Consider the following 20,146-nt stretch of genomic DNA (forward strand, 5'->3'; position numbering starts at 1 on the left):
ACAGCAGTGTCGATTCAAACTGCAAGACGATTGAATAAAACGTGGGCGAAGACCCGAGGAACACCGTGACGGACCCGAATAAACTGCAGCCCCATGAGCTGGCTCATGAGGTGTTGCAAGATACGGCCATGGACCAAGCCCTCGACTGGCTGATCGCCTTGCAGTGCCCGCAACCCGGGCAACAGGCCGAGTTCGAAGCCTGGCTGGCCAGCGACCCGGCGCACCTTGAGGCTTTCGCCAAAGCCCAGGCCGCCTGGGGTGGCGCGCCGGTACACAGTGCCGCCGTGGCCCTCAACGCGCCCCGTAAGCCCAGCGCCTGGCGCCGTATCAAGCCGCACTGGAAACCCTTGGCCACCGCCGCCGTGTTGTTGCTGGGATTGTTCAGTTTCAGCAACCTGCCGGTACGCTTGCAGGCTGACCACCTGACCGTGGTGGGCGAGCGCCAGCGCCTGCAACTGGACGATGGCTCGAAAGTCCTGCTCAACACCAATTCCGCCTTCTCCAGCACCATCAATGACCATCAACGCATTGCCCGCCTGTATCAGGGCGAAGCGTTTTTTGAAGTGGTGGCCAATCGCGAGCTGCCCCTGGAAATCGATGCCGGCCCCGTGCGGGCCCGTGTCAGTGATACCGCCTTCGCCGTGCGTTACCTCAATGGCGAAGCCCAGGTCCAGGTGCAACGCGGTGACGTCGACCTGAGCAACACCTTCGACGACGCCCGGGTGCGCCTGAGCGCCGGCCAAAGCATTCGCATCGGCCCCAAGGGTTTCGGCCAACCTGCCCGTCTGGATGCCAGCAAGGACCTGGCTTGGGTCCAGGGCCGGCTGGTCTTCGAAAACTGCCCGATGAGTGAAGTACTGGCCGAACTGCGCCGCTATTACCCCGGCTGGATCGTCAACAACAACGAGCAGTTGGCCAGCGTCGCCGTCACCGGCAATTACCGCCTCGATCAGCCGCTGGACGTGGTGCGCTCCCTGGCCCACATCACCTCGGCCAAGCTCTCGGAATACCCGGCGCTGGTGATTATCAACTAAATGAGAATTATTTTTACTCGATAGCCAACGACGGTACGTCTAGTTATAGCCAATGCAACTGATTCGTATTTGATTCAGATTCGCAACTATAAGATTCGTACCTTCCGGAGCGCTCTCGATGTCCTCTCGTTTCAATCGGTCCTCTTCCCCCGCTCGTCGCCACGGCTTATCCCTGTTGACTGCCGCCATCTTGCTGGCGGGGAGCCAGGTCGCACCGGTCATGGCCGCCACCGGCACCGAGCCTGCCACTCGCAGCCATGGCAACTACAGCTTCAGCATCGAGCAGCAATCCCTGGTTTCGGCACTCAATGCCTTTACCTCGGTGACTGGCTGGCAAGTCGGCCTGCCCGCGGAGTTGGCCCAGGGTGTTTCCTCCCCAGGCGCACGCGGCTCGCTGACACCGGAAAAAGCCCTGGATCGGCTGTTGGTGGGGACCAACCTGAGCTATCGCAAACTGGGCAATAACAACATCGTCCTGGAAAAACGCGCCACCGGCAGCACCCTCAACCTGCAACAAGTGACCATCAGCGCCACCCGCCAGGAGCAGGACGTGACCAGCGTGCCCAGCACTGTCACCGTGCATGACCGTGAAGAGCTGGACCGCCAGAACGTAAACAACATCCGTGAGCTGGTACGTTACGAGCCCGGTGTTTCGGTGAGTGGCACCGGCAGCCGCTCGGGCAACGCCGGCTACAACATTCGCGGTATCGACGGCGACCGCATCCTGACCCAGGTGGACGGCGTCGAAGTGCCGGACAACTTCTTCAACGGCCCCTACGCCAAGACCCGCCGTAACTATGTCGACCCGGAAATCGTCAAGCGCGTGGAGATCCTGCGCGGGCCAGCCTCGGTGCTGTACGGCAGCAGTGCCATCGGCGGCGCAGTGAGCTACTTCACCCTCGACCCCGACGACATCATCAAGCCCGGCCAGGACTTCGGCGCACGCCTCAAGACCGGCTACAGCTCCGCCGACGAAAGCTGGCTGACCTCCGGCACCGTCGCTGGCCGTGTCCAGGACTTCGACGGTTTGCTGCACCTGAGCCAGCGCAATGGCCATGAAACCGAGTCCTACGATGGCAACAATGCCAACGGCCTGGCCCGCACCGGCGCCAACCCGGAAGATGCGCGCACCACCAACGTACTGGCCAAGTTGGGCTGGAACTATGGCGACGACAACCGCCTGGGCCTGACCTACGAGAAGTACAAGGACGACCGAGACATCAATCAGAAAAGTGCGGTGGGCGGTCCCTTCAACGCCGGGCAAGGCTTCAACTTCTATCGCGGGCGCAAGGGTAACGACACCATCACCCGCGAGCGCTTCGGTATAGAAAACAGCTTCAGCCTCGACTCGCCGATTGCCGATCACATCAAGACCAGCCTCAACTACCAGATCGCCAAGACCGACCAGACCACCCAGGAAATCTACCAGCCGTCCCGTAAGGTATTGCGCACCCGCGATACCCTTTACGAAGAAAAGCAGTGGGTATTCGATGCACAGTTGGACAAGGCTTTCAACATCGGCCAAACCGACCACCTGCTGACCTACGGCACCACGCTCAAGCAGCAGAAAGTCACCGGTTCCCGCGAAGGCGGCGCCACTTGCCTGGCCGTGGGCGCAGGCTGCACCGCTATCGGCGCGCCGAGCCCGTCCGCCTCCGACAGCGTCAAGAAGTCCAGCGACTTCCCGGACCCGACCATCAACAGCTACAGCCTGTTTGCCCAGGACCAGATCAGTTGGAATGACTGGACCTTCCTGCCCGGCGTGCGCTACGACTACGTGCAACTCAAGCCCAAGCTGACCCAGGAGTTCCTCAATACCGTCAACCCGAACGGCACCGATCCTGTCAGCGACGAGAAGAAAACCTGGCACCGCGTATCGCCCAAGTTCGGCCTGACCTACGCGTTGACCGAGCAATACACCTGGTTCGGCCAGTACGCCGAAGGCTTCCGCACCCCGTCGGCCAAGGCCTTGTATGGTCGCTTTGAAAACCTCGACGTGGGCTACGTTGTCGAGCCCAACTCCGGCCTGAAACCGGAAACCAGCAAAAGCTACGAAACCGGCCTACGCGGCAACTTCGAGTCCGGTAACTTCGATGTAGCGGTGTTCTATAACAAGTACCGCGACTTCATCAACGAAGACGCCTCTGTTCCGGGCGCTACCGTTGAAGCCTTCCAGGCCAACAACATCAAGCACGCCACCATCAAGGGCGTGGAAGTCAAAGGCCGCCTGAACCTCGATGCGCTGGGTGCGCCGCACGGTCTGTATACCCAAGGTTCGATTGCCTACGCCCACGGTCGCAATGACGACACCGGCGAGCCGCTGAACAGCGTCAACCCGCTCAAGGGCGTATTCGGCCTGGGTTACGAGCAGGAACAGTATGGAGCGCTGGTCAGCTGGACCTTGGTCAAGAAGCAGGACCGCGTCGACAACACCACTTTCTTCGCACCCGACGGCAACAAGACCAACGGTCCGTTCAAGACGCCAGGCTTTGGTGTGGTGGACCTGACCGGTTTCTACAAAGTCACCGACGAGGTGACCATCAACGGTGGCCTGTACAACCTTACCGACAAGAAATACTGGAACTGGGATGACGTGCGCAGCTACGACGGCGTCGGCGAAGCGGGCGTGACTTCCCCTGCCAGCCTGGACCGCCTGACTCAGCCGGGCCGCAACTTTGCGATCAACCTGATCTGGGATATCTAAACCCTGCACACCACTGCGCCAGTTTTGTGACGGGCGCAGTGAGGATTTTTTACGGTGGCGCGTCTTCTTGTTCGTCTAGTTCATAAGCACTTGTCACCGAGCACCTCGACTTCTCCAGGAACGATCACATGACTCCCCAACACCCGACCACCGAAGCCAGCCAAACCCCTCTCCTGCGCTCCCAGCGGGTTAGAGAACTGACCCAAGACCTACACAAAAGCCTCGAGGACACCGTCGGCGAATGGGCCCCCACCGACACCCTTCCCGGCTTCACCCGTTTCGTGCAAATGCAGTACCTGTTTCAGTCGGAAATCCAGGCGCTGTACCACGACCCCGAACTGGTCAAACTGTTTGCCGACCTGCCTGAACGCTGCAGGGTAAAGGCCGCCCAAGCCGATCTGGTCGACTTGGGCGCCCAGGTTCCAGCAGCCGTTCCAGGCGCTCTACAAGCGCCGTCCAAGGCTCAGGCCCTGGCCTGGATCCGGGTATCGGAAGGTTCGAAGCTGGGTGCCGCCATCCTCTTCAAGCAAGCGGTTGCCCTGGGTTTCAGCGAAACCCACGGTGCCCGTCATCTGGCAGAACCCGAAGGTGGCCGCATGCGAGGCTGGAAAGCGTTTAATGCTATCTTCGACAACCTGCCCCTCAGTGCCGAAGAGGAAGCCGAGGTGGACCAGGCTTCCAGAGATGCCTTCGCACGTCTGGAACTGTTGTTGCGCACCGTTGGAAAACGCGCCACCAGCCCTCAGCCTGCATAAGTAACAGCGGCCATGGCCGTGCAACAACCGGTCGCTGATGGCGACCGGACACTCACCTCATATTATTGGCCATGACTCGACCTACCCTTTCACGCTCGAAAACCGCGCGCCTGCTGTTCGGCCTGCTGGCCTATGTCAGTCTGGGTATCGGCTTGATCGCGATTGTCGTACCGGGCCTGCCCACCACCGAATTCATCCTGCTGGCCGCCTGGGCCGCCACCAAGAGTTCGCCGCGCTTGAGCGCCTGGCTGGAAAACCACCGGTTATTCGGGCCGATCCTGTCCAACTGGCGCAACGGCAAAATCATCGCCCGCCGAGCCAAGATCAGCGCCACCGTGAGCATGCTGCTCTGCGCCGGCTTGATGCTGGTGATGCTGGAACATGGCTGGCCCATCTACCTGGCCATTGCTGGGATGAGCCTGGGCAACCTGTGGATCTGGTCACGGCCTGAGGCGTTGGCGCCTATCTCCTGATTGGCACCTATCTCTGTAGCCTCGACAGCGGCTACGGCCCTACCGTTCATCGCCTTCCTCTAATGAATTGGCCGCCCGCGCCGATGTTCCGGGCAAGGCGCCGAATGGACTTGGCCATGCACTGCTTGCATACCAATAAGTCCATTCGCGAGTAATCCTATGTTCGACTCCCTTTCCATCCGCTTGAAAATCGTGCTGCTGTCCGGTCTTTGCCTGTTGGGGGTGATCGCGCTGATTGTCAGCATGAATATTTATCAGGCCAATCAGAACGACGAACTGATCAGTGCATCGAGCTCGCGAATGCTCACCGCCAGTGTGGAAAACCTGCTCCAGGCGAAAGCCGCCGAACAAGCGGTACAGGTGCAGAAAACCTTCGGTGAAAGCCTGTTGGTCGTCACCGCCCTTGCCGACCAGATCAAAGACCTGCGCACCCTCGCTCGCAAACAGTCACTGCCCGCTGGCGCCCTGCGTGAAGAACTCAACCAGAACCTGAAGACTGCCTTCGAGCGCAACAGCAAGGTGCTGGGCATCTGGCTGTCGTTTGAACCCAACGGCCTGGATGGCCAGGACAGCGACTTCGTCAATGACAAGGTTCGCGGCTCCAACGAAGCCGGACGTTTTTCCAGTTACTGGAGCCGCGCTGGCGGCCAGGGACTGAACACGGTGATCGTCGAAGACGACCTGACCAAAACCACCCTTAACCTCAGCGGTACGCCCTACAACATCTGGTACACCTGCCCACGAGATACCCAACGCACCTGCCTGCTGGACCCTTACGCCGACGAAGTGGCCGGCAAATCGATGCTGATGACCACCATCTCCCTGCCACTGCTGGCAGACGGCAAGGTGATCGGCGTGGTCGGTATCGACCTCGCCCTCGATTCCCTGCAAGCGGCAGCCAACGCGGCGCAACAAGAGCTGTTCGACGGCGCCGGGATCATGGAAATTCTCTCCGGCACCGGGCTGATCGCCAGCTACAGCGGCCAGCCGGAGATGGTCGGCAAGAACCTCGTCGATACCCTCGGCAGTGAAGGCAGAGAAATCGTGCAACTGCTGGCCAGTGACACCCACAAGGTTCGCGAGCAAGACGACATGATCCGCGCCGTGTACCCGGTCAAGCCGATTGCCGATGCCAAATCCTGGGGCGTGGTGATCAAACTGCCCAAGCAAGTGTTGCTGGCCGATTCGGTCAAGCTGCAAGGCGTGCTCGACCAGGCCCAGGCCAGTGGCACCCTGAAAGCCTTGCTGGTCGGTGCTGCCGCCGGCCTGGTCGGTTTGTTGCTGATCTGGCTGACCGCCACCGGTGTGACCCGGCCGATCAACAGCGTGGCCGCCATGCTCAAGGAAATCGCCAGCGGGGACGGCGACCTCACCCAACGCCTGACCTACAGCAAAAAAGACGAGCTGGGGGAACTGGTGAACTGGTTCAACCGCTTCCTCGACAAGCTGCAACCGACCATCGCCCAGATCAAGCAGAGCATCACCGAGGCGCGCGGCACCGCTGACCAATCTTCGGAAATCGCCCGCCAGACCAGCGAAGGCATGCAAGTGCAGTTCCGCGAAATCGATCAGGTGGCCACCGCCTCCAATGAAATGAGCGCCACCGCCCACGACGTGGCCAACAGTGCGTCCAACGCCGCCAGTGCCGCCCGCGGCGCCGATCAATCGGCCCGCGAAGGCCTGTCGATCATCGAACGCAGTACGCGGGACATCACCACCCTGGCCGAGGAAGTCAGCAAAGCCGTGACAGAAGTCGAAGCCCTGGCGGTCAACAGTGAGCAGATCGGTTCGGTGCTGGAAGTCATCCGCAGCATCGCCGAGCAAACCAACCTGCTGGCATTGAATGCGGCGATTGAGGCGGCCCGGGCCGGGGAAAGTGGCCGGGGCTTTGCGGTGGTGGCCGACGAGGTTCGCAACCTGGCCAAGCGCACCCAGGATTCCGTGGAAGAGATTCGCCTGGTGATCGAACGCATCCAGGGCGCCACCCGTGGCGTGGTGGCAACCATGCATTCAAGCCAGAGCCAGGCGCAGAACAACGCAGGGCAGATTCAACAGGCGGTGCAGGCCTTGGGCAAGATCAGCGACGCGGTGACGGTAATCAGCGACATGAACCTGCAAATCGCCAGCGCCGCCGAACAACAGAGCGCCGTGGCCGAAGAGGTCAACCGCAACGTCTCGGCGATCCGCACCGTGACCGAAACCCTGACCAGCCAGGCCACCGAGTCGGCGGCCATCAGCAGTCAACTCAATGCGCTGGCCAGCCAGCAGATGAAGCTGATGGATCAGTTTCGGGTGTGATGCCCTGAGCTGAGCACCATGAAGATCCAAATGTGGGAGCGGCGGTGCGACTTGTGTGGGAGCGGGCTTGCTCGCGAATACGTCGTGTCAGTCGCTAGATGTTTGGCTGACACACCGCTTTCGCGAGCAAGCCCGCTCCCACATTAGATCAGCGGTGTTTTACAGACCGGTCCAGGCGCTGACAAACGGTGTCAGGTCTTCCTTCGACGCCGTCCGCGGCGGGTTCTGTGGGGTGCCCAAATAGAGGAAGCCAATCACTTCCTCACCAGCGGTCAGCCCCAGGCCTTTGGCGACGTGGGCCGAGTAGGACAGCTCACCAGTGCGCCACACCGCACCGATCCCCTGGGCGTAGGCCGCCAGCAGAATGCCGTGGGCAGCACAGGCCGCTGCCAGGCGCTGTTCGGACTTGGGTATCTTGAAGTGCTCCTGCAGTCGGGCAATCACCACCACGACCAACGGCGCACGCAATGGGCCTGCCAGTGCCTTGTCAATCACGGCCTGAGGAGCGTCGCAATCTTGCAAACGAGCCGCTTCAGCCAGCAACGTGCCCATCTGTTCGCGGGCCGCACCTTCCACCGTCAAAAAGCGCCAAGGCCGCAGTTGGCCGTGGTCGGGCGCACGCATGGCTGCCGCGAACAACACCTCGCGCTGCTCGGCGGTAGGGGCCGGTTCCAGCAGTCGCGGCACGGAAACACGGTTGAGCAAAGCGTCGAGAGCCTGCATGGCCACCTCCAGAAAAGAATGTGCGGTCATTCTAGCGGGATTGAATCGGATACCACCAAACGATAATTGCTCTTATTCAATCAGCCCTGCCCTGTTAGACTTTGCGACCTTATTTTTCCCCCTCCACAGGATTGCTGATGCGCTGTACGCTACCCCTTCGTCTATCTGCATGCTTGATGGCCCTGTGCCTGAGTGCGTGTGATGACGCGCCACGCTTTACCAAGGCTGAGCCGGGTGAAGCGCGGAGCGGCGGCGGTACGACGGTGAGAAAGACCGACCAGAACGCATTCTCCCTGCCATCAGCCAACCTGGCACCCACCCGGCGCCTGGACTTCAGCGTCGGCAACAGCTTCTTCCGCAGCCCCTGGGTGATCGCACCGTCTACCACCACCGCCCGGGACGGCCTGGGGCCGCTGTTCAATACCAACGCCTGCCAGAACTGCCATATCAAGGATGGCCGTGGCCATCCGCCGCTACCTGACGCGCCCAACGCCGTGTCGATGCTGGTGCGCCTGTCGATTCCTGATGCACCGCCCTACGCTAAGGTCATCGAGCAAATGGGGATTGTTCCCGAGCCGGTCTACGGCGGCCAATTGCAGGACATGGCGGTGCCCGGCGTCGCTCCGGAAGGCAAAGTGCGGGTCGACTACACGCCGGTGAACGTGGGCTTTAAGGACGGCACCGCAGTCGAACTGCGTAAACCGACGCTGCAGATCACCCAACTCGGCTATGGGCCAATGCACCCCGACACACGCTTCTCCGCCCGCGTGGCTCCGCCGATGATCGGCCTGGGTTTGCTCGAAGCCATCTCCGACGCCGACATCCTGAAAAACGCAGCCACCCAGCCGGATAAAAACGGCGTGATTGGCCGACCAAACTGGGTCTGGGACGACGCCCAGCAAAAAACTGTCCTCGGCCGATTTGGCTGGAAAGCCGGGCAACCGAACCTCAATCAACAAAATGTTCACGCGTTTTCTGGTGATATGGGCCTGACCACTAGCCTGAGACCGTTCGATGACTGCACCGATGCCCAAGTGGCCTGCAAACAGGCGCCTAACGGCAATGGTCCCGATGGCGAACCGGAAGTCAGCGATAACATCCTGCGCCTGGTGCTGTTCTACATCCGTAACCTGGCGGTACCGGCCCGTCGTGACGTCAACGCCGAGCAGGTGCTGGCCGGGAAAAACCTGTTCTTCCAGGCGGGTTGCCAGTCGTGCCACACGCCAACATTCACCACCGCGCAAAATACCGCCGAACCCGAATTGGCCAATCAAGTGATTCGCCCCTACAGCGATTTGCTGCTGCATGACATGGGCGAAGGCCTGGCTGATCACCGTACCGAATTCCAGGCCAGTGGCCGCGACTGGCGCACGCCGCCGTTGTGGGGCATTGGCCTGACGCAAGCCGTCAGTGGCCATACCCAGTTTTTACATGACGGCCGCGCCCGCAATCTGATGGAGGCCGTGCTGTGGCACGGCGGTGAAGCCCAGGCGGCGCAGCAACATGTGTTGTCTTTTAATGCCGAGCAGCGCGCCGCATTGCTGGCATTCCTGAATTCTCTATAAGCTTTGTCACAATTACAGAAGGGAGCTCGACATGTTCCGTCCCAAGTTGTTGTTCACCAGCCTGGCCGCTCTCGCGCTCGGCGCCTGTTCGCCCCAGGACCCGCAAGCGGTGACCTCGGCGGCCATCGCCAAACAAGTGATCCTGCCGACCTACAGCCGCTGGGTCGACGCCGACCGCCAGTTGGCCGTCAGCGCCCTGGCGTACTGCCAAGGCAAGGAAACCCTGGAGACCGCCCGCGCTGATTTCCTGCATGCGCAAAAGGCCTGGGCCGAGTTGCAACCACTGCTGATCGGCCCACTGGCTGAAGGCAACCGGTCGTGGCAGGTACAGTTCTGGCCGGACAAGAAAAACCTGGTGGGGCGTCAGGTCGAGCAACTGGTCATTGCTCAGCCTCAGATCGATGCCGCCGCGCTCGCCAAGTCCAGCGTCGTGGTGCAGGGCCTGTCCGCCTACGAATACATCCTGTATGACGCCAAGGTCGACCTGGCTGATGCCGAGCAGAAAGCCCGTTACTGTCCATTGCTGATGGCCATTGGCGAACGGCAGAAAGTCCTCGCCGAGGAGATCCTGTCGCGCTGGAACACCACCGACGGCATGCTCGCGCAGATGACCAAGTTTCCGAACCAGCGCTACGCTGATTCCCACGAAGCCATCGCCGACCTGCTGCGCGTCCAGGTGACCGCCCTCGACACCCTGAAGAAAAAACTCGGCACCCCGATGGGCCGCCAGAGCAAGGGTATCCCTCAGCCGTTCCAGGCCGATGCCTGGCGCAGCCAGTCGTCCCTGCAGAGCCTGGAAGCCAGCCTTGCGGCGGCCCAGACCGTGTGGGTCGGCGTCGACAACAAGGGCCTGCGCGGCCTGCTGCCAGCCGATCAGAAGCCACTGGCCGACAAGATCGATGCCGCTTATGCAGCGTCCCTGAAACTGTTCGCCAGCAACCAGCGTTCGCTGAATGAATTGCTGGCCGATGACGCCGGACGCCAGCAACTCAACGATCTCTATGACAGCCTCAACGTGGTTCACCGCCTGCACGAAGGCGAGCTGGCCAAGGCGCTGGGCATCCAACTGGGCTTTAACGCCAACGACGGTGACTGATGATGCTCAGGCGACAGGCTTTGGCCATCGGCAGCGTGCTGCTCAGTGCAATCACGCTGGGTGGCTGGACGCTGTTCAAGCAGAAGGGTAAAAGCCCGCTGCTGCTCTCGGCGCGCGATGACGGTGATGGCAAGCACTACGCCGTGGGCTACCACCTGGACGGCAAACCAGTGTTTGCCACCCAGGTCGGCCAGCGTTGCCACGACATCATCAACCACCCGACGCTGCCGATTGCGCTGTTTGTCGCCCGTCGGCCGGGTACCGAGAGCTACCTGATCGATTTGCGCGACGGTGCGCTCCTGCAAACCATCACCTCCCAAGCCAATCGCCACTTCTATGGCCACGCGGTCATTCACAAAAGCGGCGACTGGCTGTACGCCACGGAAAACGACACCTCCGATCCCGGCCGCGGCTTGCTCGGCGTGTACAAATTCGAAGGCGAGCGGCTGGTGCACAGCGGCGAGCTTTCCACCCATGGCATCGGCCCGCATCAGGTGTCATGGATGCCTGACGGTGAAACCCTGGTGGTGGCCAATGGCGGCATCCGCACCGAAGCTGAAAGCCGGGTCGAGATGAACCTCAACGCCATGGAACCGAGCCTGGTGCTGATGCAGCGTGACGGCACCCTGTTGAGCAAGGAAACCCTGGCCCAGCAGATGAACAGCGTACGGCATATGGGGATTGCCAGTGACGGCACCATCCTCGCCGGACAGCAGTTCATGGGGCCGTCCCATGAGCGTTCAGAGTTACTGGCGATCAAGCGGCCGGGGCAACCTTTCGTGCCGTTTCCGGTGGCCGACGAGCAGTTGCAGGCCATGGGGCATTACACCGCCAGCGTCGCGGTGCACAGCGAATTGCGCCTCGTGGCCCTGACGGCACCACGGGGCAATCGGTTCTTTATCTGGGACATGGACAGTGGCGAGTTGCGCCTGGATGGCCCGTTGCCAGACTGTGCTGGCGTAGGCGCAGTAGCCGACGGATTTGTGGTGACCTCCGGCCAGGGTCGTTGCCGGTTCTACGATTGCCGACAGTCGCCGCTGGTGGCAAAGCCTCTGGAGTTGCCAGCGGGCCTGTGGGACAACCATCTGCACCTGATCTGATACCTATCTTGAACCGAATGCTGCTGTACCCGCGTACAGCAGCGCCGTGTCTGCCTGAGCGCCTGAAAAACACCTCGCTACATTCTCCTACCTAGTGTGTGAAATGGCCCTACTAAGAGGGTCACACATCCCACATCAGCCTGAGCCTTTGCGCCTTATGTGCGCCCCCCTTCTTCACGACAATTGCGCCACAGATCGGCACAACGGGTGCTGAACTGTCGCCCCCTCCCTACCCAGACCGAACTCATTCCCAAGGAACAGAACCATGCCAGGTCGCCAGATGATCACCATGCTGAGCGTCGTTCTATTCGTGGTGCTGATGCTCGCCAGTTACAAGGCGCTATGGATCTACCAGCAACTCCAACTCTTGCACGCCCCCAAGCCGCCCATCAGCGTGGCGGTGGCCACTGCCATAGAACAACAGTGGCAAGCTGAGATACCGGCAGCGGGCACCCTCAAGGCGCTGCAGGGGATTGATCTGAGCATCGAAGTTCCAGGCGTCGTTACCGAGTTGCACTTTGAATCCGGGCAACCGGTCAAGGCTGGCCAACCCCTGCTCCAACTCGATAACGAGGCAGAGCAGGCGCAGTTGGATATCGCCCTGGCGGAACTGCGCCTGGCGCAACAGAACTTCAACCGAGGTCAACAATTGGTGACCAGCCGGGCCATTTCCGCGAGTGAGTTCGATCGCCTTGCAGCGGAGAAAGATCGTCACCGGGCGGTGGTCGCTCACCACGAGGCGGCACTGGCAAAAAAAGGCCTCACTGCACCTTTCAGCGGCACGATCGGCATTCGTAACATCGACATAGGCGACTACTTGCAGAGCGGGACCGTGGTCGCCAGTTTGCAGGACACCAGCAGCCTTTATGTCGACTTCTATGTACCGGAGCAATCGATTCCCCTGATGACCATCGGGCAATCGGTGCGGGTCGAGGTCTCAGCGTTGCCTGGGCAACACCTCTTGGGAAGACTCAGCGCAATCAACCCCATCGTACAAGACAGCACCCGCAACGTGCTAGTGCGCGCAACCTTGCCCAACCCGCAAAACCGTTTGTTGCCGGGCATGTTTGCCAGTTTGCAGGTGCTGCTGGCGGACCCGCCAACGCATCTTGTGGTGCCGCAAAGCGCAATTACTTACAGCCTTTACGGACACTCTCTGTTTGTAGTGTCCATACGCAAAACCGTCGACGGACTGTTGGACCTTGATGCCAACGGGCTGCCTGTACTGATCGCGGAACAACGCTTGATTGAGACCGGCGAGCGTCGTGGCGGACAAGTCGCCATCACCAAGGGCCTGAGCAAAGGTGAACAGATCGTCACCGCCGGCCAGATCAAGCTGACTCACGGCGCGCCCATCAGCGTGAGCGTCGACAAGGCCCTGGCAGACGATCATCGACAACCCGCACCGGCCTCGAGTCCGGAGAGCGCCGCACAATGAAATTTACCGACATATTCATTCGGCGCCCGGTCATCGCGCTGGTGGTCAGCCTTTTGATTGTGCTGCTTGGGGTTCAGGCCTTCAGCAAACTGCCTTTGCGCCAGTATCCAAAGATGGAAACGGCGCTGATTACAGTGACCACCACTTACCCGGGCGCCAACGCCGAAACAATTCAGGGCTACATCACTCAGCCGTTGCAACAAAGCCTGGCAAGTGCCGAAGGCATCGACTACATGACCTCTGTCAGCCGTCAGAACATTTCAGTGATTTCGGTCTACGGGCGGGTCGGCGCCGACAGTAATCGGTTATTCACCGAACTACTGGCCAAGACAAATGAAATCCGCAGCCAGTTGCCCAAGGAAGTGGAAGACCCCACGCTGAACAAAGTGGCTGCCAGTGCACTGGCACTGATGTACCTCAGTTTCTCCAGCGAAGACATGAACGGTGCTCAGATAACCGACTACCTGTTACGGGTGGTCCAACCGCGCCTGGTGACCTTGCCGGGCATGGGAAACGTCGAGATCATCGGCAGCCAGGCCCCGGCCATGCGCCTGTGGCTGGATCCAATAAAACTGGCCGGGTTCGGCTTGAGCACCAACGACGTCACCCACGCCGTAAGTCGCTACAACTTCCAGTCGACCGCCGGGGAAATGACTGGCGAATATGTGGTCACCAGCATCCAGGCCAACACTCAGTTGGACTCCGCCGAGGCTTTCGCTGCAATCCCGCTCAAAACCCACGATGGCAGCGTGGTACACCTGAGTGATGTCGCCAGGGTGGAAATGGGCGCCGAGAACTACAACTCCTTCAGCAGCTTTGACGGTAAACCCGCCACCATTATCGCCATCAAGGCCGCGCCAGGAGCCAACCCCCTGGCACTGGGCGATGAAATACGCAGCCTCATGCCTGACTTGCAGAGCCACCTGCCACCCAACCTGAAAGCCCAGATCGCCTTTGACTCAACACTTTTTATCCAGGCATCCATGGATGAGGTGGTAAGCACCTTATTCGAAGCTGTGTTGATCGTAAGCCTGGTGGTGTTTTTGTTTATCGGGTCGCTGCGCAGCGTAGTGATTCCGGTCATCACGATTCCTCTGTCGCTGATTGGCGTGATGTTCTTCATGCAGTTGATGGGCTACTCCCTCAACGTGATGACGCTGCTGGCCATGGTCCTGGCCATCGGGCTGGTAGTGGATGATGCCATTGTGGTGTTGGAAAACGTTCATCGACATGTCGAAGCGGGCAAGTCGCCCCTGGAGGCAGCCATTAAAGGGGCTCGGGAAGTGTGCATGCCCGTGATATCGATGACCGTCACGTTGGCCGCCGTGTATGCGCCTATCAGCTTTCTCGATGGACTGACCGGGGCCTTGTTCAAGGAGTTCGCCCTGACCCTGGCCGGGGCCGTGGTGATTTCCGGGATTGTGGCACTCACGCTGTCACCGATGATGTGCGCGCTGTTGCTGCGCCCCACCGACCAGCCTGAAGCGGTGGCCCTGCATCTGGACCGTTTTTTCAATAATTTGAAGCAACGCTACCAACGACGACTGCATGACGTGCTGAACACCCGGCCAGTGGTGATGGTATTTGCCGCGATCATTTTTTGCCTGATTCCGTTGATGATAAAGCTCACCGTTACGGAACTCGCTCCTGATGAGGACCGGGGAATAATTTTCATGTTATCCAACGCCCCGCAACCCACCAACCTGAACTACCTCAACACCTATACCGATGAGTTCGCCAGCCTGTTCAAAACGCTTCCTGAACATGCCGCGTCCTTCCAGATCAATGGGTTGCAGGGCGTACACAGCGGAGTCGGCGGTATTCTGCTCAAACCCTGGAACGAACGCAGCCACACTCAGATGCAGTTGCTGGCGCAGGTCAGTGAACGACTGGATACCATTCCCGGGTTGCAAGTCTTCGCCTTCAACCTGCCGGCCCTGCCCGGCTCCGGCGAAGGCCTGCCCTTTGGTTTCATTATCAGTACGCCAAACGACCATCGCTCATTACTGGATGTCGCCGAACGGATCAAACAGCGCGCCATCGACTCAGGAAAGTTCGCCTATCTGGACATCGACCTGGCCTTTGACCGGCCAGAAGTGGTGATCGACGTCGACAGGGTCAAGGCGGCACAAATGGGTGTATCCATGGAAGATCTGGGGCTGACCCTCTCAACCCTACTGGCTGAACCACAAATCAATCGTTTCAGCATCGACGGGCGTAATTACAAGGTTATTGCTCAAGTCGAGCGGGCCTATCAGGACAATCCGCAATGGCTGAACAACTACTACGTCAGGAACGCCAAAGGCCAATTACTGCCACTGTCCACGCTGATCAGCATTTCCGAACACCAGGCGCGTCCACGGCAGTTGAACCAGTTCCAGCAATTGAACTCGGTACTGATCACTGGCTTCCCGATCATTGGCATGGGCGACGCTATCGACACGATAAACGCCATTGCCCAGGAGGAGGCGCCCTCGGGCTACACCTTCGACTACAGCAACGCCGCCCGCCAGTTTGTCCAGGAAGGTCATGCTCTGTGGGGCACATTCGGCCTGGCGTTGGCAATTATCGCCCTCGTCCTCGCGGCGCAGTTTGAAAGCTTTCGCGATCCGCTGGTGATACTAGTGACCGTACCGTTATCGGTAAGCGGGGCGTTGGTTGCGCTGTTCCTGGGCTGGTCGACCCTGAACATCTACACGCAGATTGGATTGGTAACCCTGATCGGCCTGATCAGCAAACACGGCATCCTGATCGTGGAGTTCGCTAACCAACTGCGCCAGGAAAAAGGCCTGACGCCTCGCGAGGCGGTAGAGCAGGCGGCGGCGATCCGCCTGCGTCCTGTGCTGATGACCACGGTGGCAACGGTGCTGGGGGTTTTGCCGTTGATCCTGTCCAGTGGCGCGGGGGCCATCAGCCGCTTCGATATCGGTCTGGTAATTGCCACCGGCATGTCCATCGGTACTTTGTTCACCCTGTTTGTGTTGCCTTGTGTCTACACCGTGATGGCCAAACCGGACAACATCGACTGAATCGACAGCATCGCACCCTATTTACCTGGGTATTCAGACCAGCCGGGCTTCGCCGACATTGCCCTACCCCCGGGGCAGAGCAAAAAAAAGGCCTCGCAATGCGAGGCCTTTTCAGGGGGTTTCAATCGTTTCAACTCTGCGGCCTCATTCCTTGAGACATCCCGAACATAAACAGCAACAAGTCATGATCAGGCCGCGCCGGAATACTCACCTTGGCGACCCGAGGCAACAGACACTGTCCGCCACCTTGCACCGCACTGAGCACTTGTGTCCGGGGCTGCTCCCAGGCGGCCAGGGCCAAGGAAGCAATCCCCAGGGCCCCCACCAGAAACAAACCTCGTGCTATTTCTAGCTTCATCAGGTTAAACCTTTGATCGCGCTGCCAAACGCCGTCTCATAAAAGTAGCTGAGTTTTTGCCAATCGGTACTGTTCCACGACGAGTGGCGACGTAATTGACGCATGTCGTGGGACGCCGCCTGCCGAGCGGTCATGCGCTGGCGGCACTTCTCAAAATCCAGCAACGCCACTTCAACAGTGGCCGAATCACCTTCACCCGTGACCCGCACAAAAACATGCTTGATATACAGGCATCCGTGTTGCCACCGGCCCTTGTGCATACGTGCCAGGGTTGCGGCCAGTTCCTGGAGAAGGCGCTCATGCACCGCCTCTCCGTACTGCTCGCGGCCACCGGCGGCATACCAGTTTTCGATCTCGTCGAATCCGTCCAGCGCCGCCGTCACCAGCAAGGCCTCCCACTGATGCTCCGGATCACGGCGAGCACCGCAGAACACCAGCTCCGGCACACGTACATCCAACAAGCGCAGGCCTTTGAGGGCATCACGCTCGCGTAATACGGTCGGGCGTCCAAAAGGATGGAGCCAACTGCGGTAGATATGGCCTGTCTGGCGTTTGCTATAGAGCAAACGCCCGTTGGTGCCGACCACGCGTTGCACACCACTTTCACCGCCGCGACGACGGTTGGGCTCCTCGACCCACTCGCCCGTCTGGCGCCAGAAATAATCAAATCTCTCTTCGGGAGCTACTTCACTACCTGCTAAACACTCAACTGCCATCCTGTTACCTCTTGCGTAATACATACACTCGCCACATGGCGTAGAGCGGAATGAAGTCCAAATGTTCCTGAACCCGGAAACCGGCTTGTTCAAACTCAGCCTCAACAGTAGCAGCCGGTAACACAAACCTATTCTGGTAACCGCCCTGCTCCCCTTTGTTGCGACGTCGCACTTCGGAACGCTTGCGTTTCCAAGCCTTGAAATTGCCATCTACCCACAACGAAATAATCACGCTGTCGCGGGTAACCCGCTGAAATTCCTTCAATATTGCGAGCCGGTGTTCAGGCTCGCCGATGTGGTGCATCAGACGCATGCAGAAAATGCTATCAACCGCGTTGTCTGGCAAATCGATATCAAAGGCTGACGTCTGCAAGGGGCGTACCCGTTTCACCACATCCGCCGGTTGGGCCATGGTGGCGATCTTCAACATCGACTCTGAGTTATCTGCACCGATGATCACACGATTGGGTTTTTCTGCCAGCAACGGCCAGAAACGCCCCGCCCCGCAAGGCAGGTCCAGCACCAGACCTGGCTCGCCGGCCATGGCCAGCGCACCGCGAGCCAATTGCTCGTCGCGTTTGTGGGACATCCGACGCGCGAAAGTGTCCTGATGTTTGAGCAAATAATTCTGCGCGTGCTGATCGTCGTACTTTTCGGAAAAATCGAGCTTGATCGGACTAGACATCAACGGGTCTCCGGTTACTGATGCCTACGACCTTATGTTTCGGTCTGTCATCGTCCGGTCAACCCTTTGTGAAAAAAACGTCGCGTCTAAGGGTAAAACAATACAAAGTTTTACAAGATAACATCGTGGCATGGGGCCATCTTCGGCGAAAAGCCGGGATCTGCCTCTGAGAGTAGAGGCAGGGCAGGACTCAGGGTTTGACCTGGCTCAACTCGACGTGGAAACGGCAGCCGTTGGGTTCCATGGTGCTGAGACTGACGGTCCAGCCCTGGTTCTCGCAAATACGCTGGACCAGTGACAGGCCCAACCCAAGGCCTTCGCCGCGTTTCTCGCTACCGCGCACAAACGGCTCGAACATCGCTTCACGCTTGTCCTCGGGAATCCCGACACCGCTGTCCTCCACCACGAACCCGCTAGGTTCCAAGGTCAATCGGATAAAACCGCGCTCGGTGTAATGCAGGGCATTACGCAGCAAGTTGCCCATCACGGCGTGCAGGAAGGTGGCGTTATAGCGGGTGTCCAGTGGGTTGCCCGGCTGGTAGGTCAGTTCGATGCCTTTGTCTTCGATAGGCTCACGCCAGATCCCCAGCAAGTCGTCGGCCACCTGGGTCAGGTTGACCTGGGGCGACATGCTGGCGTCTTCCCGCTGAGCCCGTGCCAGCATCAGAAAGGTCTGCACCAACTCACGCATTTCTTCGCAGGCGCGGGCGATACGCTCAACCTGATTACGGCCACGCTGGTCAATCGCCGGGTTTTCCAGCAACAGCTCACAGGAACTGGCCAATACCATCAACGGCGTGCGCAACTCATGGCTGACATCGCTGGTAAACAACCGCTCCCGGGACAGCGCCTGACGCAAACGCCCGAGGGTGGCGTCGAACGCCACCGCCAATTCACCGACTTCGTCCGCGGCATAGTCCGGAGCCAAGGGTGGGGCCAAGCCGAGCAATTGGTCACGATGACGAACCTGACGGGCCAGCCGTACCACTGGCGCCATCACCTTGCGGGCCAGGACCCAGCCGAGGAACACCGCCAGCGCCAGGCTGAGGACAAAGCCCACCAGCACTACGGCAAATAGCACCCGCTCGCGTTCTTCGAAGTCGCTCTGGTCTTGCAGCAGGACGTAGCGGCGCCCATCGACGATCTCGACCATCGCATGGTAGGAAAGCTGCTCACGAAACACCTCATGAAAACCTGCGTCCAGGTGGCGCAGGTCCTTGGGCAACTCAAAGTCGCCCAGGCCACCGCTAAAGTAGAACAACTGGTCTGGCTCGGGGCGGTGACTCCAGTCCTCGACACTGTCCATCAGCAACAGGCGCTGCAGATCACCGCCCAGGCCGGCAGAGATCAACTTCTCTTCCACCAGGTGCACCGTCGCGACGATGCCCATGGCGAAGGCCCCCGCCACCAACGCGCTCATCAACGCAAAGGCAATGATGATCCGCTGGGCGAGGCTTTGCTTAAACTCCATCACGGCCCTCGGCCAGGCGATAGCCCACACCGTGCACCGTTTGCAGCAACGGTTTGGCGAAGGGCTTATCGATCACCTGACGCAGTTGATGGACGTGGCTGCGCAGGCTGTCGCTGTCCGGGCAATCATCGCCCCACAGGGCCTCTTCGAGAATTTCGCGGCGCAATACGTGAGGGCTTTTCTGCATCAACACCGCCAGCAGCTTCAGGCCTACCGGGTTGAGCTTGAGCAGGCGCCCTTCGCGGGTCACTTCCAGGGTATCGAGGTCGTAATGCAGGTCGCCTACCTGCAAGGCACGGCGGCCGCCACCTTGGGCGCGACGCAGCACGGCTTCGATCCGTGCAGCCAGTTCCGACAGGGCGAACGGCTTGAGCAGGTAGTCATCAGCGCCAGACTTGAAGCCTTGCAGCCGGTCATCCAGTTGATCGCGGGCGGTGAGCATGATCACCGGGGTATCACGGCGGGCGTCTTCACGCAGGCGTTTGCACAGGGTGTAGCCATCGATCCCCGGCAGCATGATATCGAGCACGATCAGGTCGTAGTGTTCGGTGGCGGCCAGGTGCAGGCCCGACAAACCGTCCTGCGCACAGTCCACGGTATAACCCTTGAGCCCTAGGTAGTCGGCCAGGTTGGCCAGAATATCGCGGTTGTCTTCAACCAATAAAATTCGCATGGGCAGTTTCTCCGTACGCGGTACAGCC

16 protein-coding genes are annotated in these 20,146 nt (G+C 59.9%); 10 read left to right on the top strand and 6 right to left on the bottom strand.

Annotation, left to right across the window (positions count from 1 at the left end; all coding sequences use genetic code 11):
* Window positions 1-65: 65 nt before the first annotated feature.
* The 5 genes from HKK55_RS18880 to HKK55_RS18900 all read left to right on the top strand — a co-directional run bounded on the left by HKK55_RS18880 (window position 66) and on the right by HKK55_RS18900 (window position 7,264).
* Complete coding sequence (locus tag HKK55_RS18880) at window positions 66-1,034, top strand: FecR domain-containing protein (RefSeq protein WP_169356062.1); 969 nt, start codon at window positions 66-68, stop codon at window positions 1,032-1,034.
* Window positions 1,035-1,152: 118 nt separating this feature from the next.
* The gene (locus HKK55_RS18885; RefSeq protein ID WP_169356063.1) at window positions 1,153-3,738 is read left to right on the top strand and encodes a TonB-dependent receptor; all 2,586 of its coding nucleotides are present in this window, start codon (window positions 1,153-1,155) and stop codon (window positions 3,736-3,738) included.
* 128 nt (window positions 3,739-3,866) lie between these two features.
* Window positions 3,867-4,493, top strand: coding sequence for a biliverdin-producing heme oxygenase (locus HKK55_RS18890; RefSeq protein WP_169356064.1), 627 nt, complete (start codon window positions 3,867-3,869; stop codon window positions 4,491-4,493).
* A gap of 71 nt (window positions 4,494-4,564) precedes the next feature.
* Window positions 4,565-4,966, top strand: coding sequence for a YbaN family protein (locus HKK55_RS18895; protein WP_169356065.1), 402 nt, complete (start codon window positions 4,565-4,567; stop codon window positions 4,964-4,966).
* Between the two features lie 159 nt (window positions 4,967-5,125).
* Window positions 5,126-7,264 (top strand): methyl-accepting chemotaxis protein, encoded by a 2,139-nt coding sequence (locus HKK55_RS18900; protein WP_169356066.1) that lies wholly within the window; start codon window positions 5,126-5,128, stop codon window positions 7,262-7,264.
* A 159-nt stretch (window positions 7,265-7,423) separates the two neighbouring features.
* On the opposite strand, the gene HKK55_RS18905 is transcribed toward HKK55_RS18900, so the two are convergent.
* Window positions 7,424-7,987, bottom strand: a complete 564-nt coding sequence (locus HKK55_RS18905; protein WP_169356067.1) for a nitroreductase family protein — start codon at window positions 7,985-7,987, stop codon at window positions 7,424-7,426.
* Window positions 7,988-8,124: 137 nt separating this feature from the next.
* Here HKK55_RS18905 and HKK55_RS18910 point away from each other — a divergent pair, with 137 nt between their 5' ends.
* The 5 genes from HKK55_RS18910 (at window position 8,125) to HKK55_RS18930 (ending at window position 16,215) form a co-directional block, all read left to right on the top strand.
* The gene (locus HKK55_RS18910) at window positions 8,125-9,552 is read left to right on the top strand and encodes a di-heme oxidoredictase family protein (protein ID WP_169356068.1); all 1,428 of its coding nucleotides are present in this window, start codon (window positions 8,125-8,127) and stop codon (window positions 9,550-9,552) included.
* A gap of 31 nt (window positions 9,553-9,583) precedes the next feature.
* Window positions 9,584-10,648, top strand: a complete 1,065-nt coding sequence (locus HKK55_RS18915; protein WP_169356069.1) for an imelysin family protein — start codon at window positions 9,584-9,586, stop codon at window positions 10,646-10,648.
* 2 nt (window positions 10,649-10,650) lie between these two features.
* The gene (locus HKK55_RS18920) at window positions 10,651-11,748 is read left to right on the top strand and encodes a DUF1513 domain-containing protein (RefSeq protein WP_169357900.1); all 1,098 of its coding nucleotides are present in this window, start codon (window positions 10,651-10,653) and stop codon (window positions 11,746-11,748) included.
* 265 nt (window positions 11,749-12,013) lie between these two features.
* On the top strand, window positions 12,014-13,186 hold the full coding sequence (locus HKK55_RS18925) for an efflux RND transporter periplasmic adaptor subunit (RefSeq protein WP_169356070.1): 1,173 nt from the start codon (window positions 12,014-12,016) through the stop codon (window positions 13,184-13,186).
* On the top strand, window positions 13,183-16,215 hold the full coding sequence (locus HKK55_RS18930; protein WP_169356071.1) for a multidrug efflux RND transporter permease subunit: 3,033 nt from the start codon (window positions 13,183-13,185) through the stop codon (window positions 16,213-16,215). Before HKK55_RS18925 ends, HKK55_RS18930 begins: the two co-directional genes overlap by 4 nt.
* A 130-nt stretch (window positions 16,216-16,345) precedes the next feature.
* Here HKK55_RS18930 and HKK55_RS18935 read toward each other — a convergent pair whose 3' ends face one another.
* The 5 genes from HKK55_RS18935 to colR all read right to left on the bottom strand — a co-directional run bounded on the left by HKK55_RS18935 (window position 16,346) and on the right by colR (window position 20,118).
* On the bottom strand, window positions 16,346-16,573 hold the full coding sequence (locus HKK55_RS18935) for a hypothetical protein (protein WP_169356072.1): 228 nt from the start codon (window positions 16,571-16,573) through the stop codon (window positions 16,346-16,348).
* On the bottom strand, window positions 16,573-17,289 hold the full coding sequence (locus tag HKK55_RS18940) for a lipopolysaccharide kinase InaA family protein (RefSeq protein WP_169356073.1): 717 nt from the start codon (window positions 17,287-17,289) through the stop codon (window positions 16,573-16,575). The genes HKK55_RS18935 and HKK55_RS18940 overlap by 1 nt, the downstream gene beginning before the upstream one ends.
* Before the next feature lie 4 nt (window positions 17,290-17,293).
* Window positions 17,294-17,974 carry a class I SAM-dependent methyltransferase gene (locus tag HKK55_RS18945; RefSeq protein WP_169356074.1) on the bottom strand — a complete coding sequence of 227 codons (681 nt, stop codon included), beginning with the start codon at window positions 17,972-17,974 and terminating at the stop codon, window positions 17,294-17,296.
* A 190-nt stretch (window positions 17,975-18,164) separates the two neighbouring features.
* Window positions 18,165-19,445, bottom strand: a complete 1,281-nt coding sequence (locus HKK55_RS18950) for a HAMP domain-containing sensor histidine kinase (protein ID WP_169356075.1) — start codon at window positions 19,443-19,445, stop codon at window positions 18,165-18,167.
* Window positions 19,435-20,118, bottom strand: coding sequence for a two-component system response regulator ColR (colR, locus tag HKK55_RS18955; RefSeq protein WP_010565305.1), 684 nt, complete (start codon window positions 20,116-20,118; stop codon window positions 19,435-19,437). The genes HKK55_RS18950 and colR overlap by 11 nt, the downstream gene beginning before the upstream one ends.
* Window positions 20,119-20,146 lie beyond the last annotated feature (28 nt).

Origin of the sequence: Pseudomonas sp. ADAK18 (assembly GCF_012935695.1) — a bacterium.
In the GTDB taxonomy this organism is placed as follows: Bacteria; Pseudomonadota; Gammaproteobacteria; order Pseudomonadales; family Pseudomonadaceae; genus Aquipseudomonas.

What these genes read in the sequence shown, in the direction of transcription:
- HKK55_RS18885 (WP_169356063.1), top strand. Translation starts at nt 1,153, where the DNA reads ATGTCCTCTCGTTTCAATCGGTCCTCTTCCCCCGCTCGTCGCCACGGC.
- HKK55_RS18890 (WP_169356064.1), top strand. Translation starts at nt 3,867, where the DNA reads ATGACTCCCCAACACCCGACCACCGAAGCCAGCCAAACCCCTCTCCTG.
- HKK55_RS18895 (WP_169356065.1), top strand. Translation starts at nt 4,565, where the DNA reads ATGACTCGACCTACCCTTTCACGCTCGAAAACCGCGCGCCTGCTGTTC.
- HKK55_RS18900 (WP_169356066.1), top strand. Translation starts at nt 5,126, where the DNA reads ATGTTCGACTCCCTTTCCATCCGCTTGAAAATCGTGCTGCTGTCCGGT.
- HKK55_RS18905 (WP_169356067.1), bottom strand. Translation starts at nt 7,987, where the DNA reads ATGCAGGCTCTCGACGCTTTGCTCAACCGTGTTTCCGTGCCGCGACTG.
- HKK55_RS18910 (WP_169356068.1), top strand. Translation starts at nt 8,125, where the DNA reads ATGCGCTGTACGCTACCCCTTCGTCTATCTGCATGCTTGATGGCCCTG.
- HKK55_RS18915 (WP_169356069.1), top strand. Translation starts at nt 9,584, where the DNA reads ATGTTCCGTCCCAAGTTGTTGTTCACCAGCCTGGCCGCTCTCGCGCTC.
- HKK55_RS18920 (WP_169357900.1), top strand. Translation starts at nt 10,651, where the DNA reads ATGCTCAGGCGACAGGCTTTGGCCATCGGCAGCGTGCTGCTCAGTGCA.
- HKK55_RS18925 (WP_169356070.1), top strand. Translation starts at nt 12,014, where the DNA reads ATGCCAGGTCGCCAGATGATCACCATGCTGAGCGTCGTTCTATTCGTG.
- HKK55_RS18930 (WP_169356071.1), top strand. Translation starts at nt 13,183, where the DNA reads ATGAAATTTACCGACATATTCATTCGGCGCCCGGTCATCGCGCTGGTG.
- HKK55_RS18935 (WP_169356072.1), bottom strand. Translation starts at nt 16,573, where the DNA reads ATGAAGCTAGAAATAGCACGAGGTTTGTTTCTGGTGGGGGCCCTGGGG.
- HKK55_RS18940 (WP_169356073.1), bottom strand. Translation starts at nt 17,289, where the DNA reads ATGGCAGTTGAGTGTTTAGCAGGTAGTGAAGTAGCTCCCGAAGAGAGA.
- HKK55_RS18945 (WP_169356074.1), bottom strand. Translation starts at nt 17,974, where the DNA reads ATGTCTAGTCCGATCAAGCTCGATTTTTCCGAAAAGTACGACGATCAG.
- HKK55_RS18950 (WP_169356075.1), bottom strand. Translation starts at nt 19,445, where the DNA reads ATGGAGTTTAAGCAAAGCCTCGCCCAGCGGATCATCATTGCCTTTGCG.
- colR (WP_010565305.1), bottom strand. Translation starts at nt 20,118, where the DNA reads ATGCGAATTTTATTGGTTGAAGACAACCGCGATATTCTGGCCAACCTG.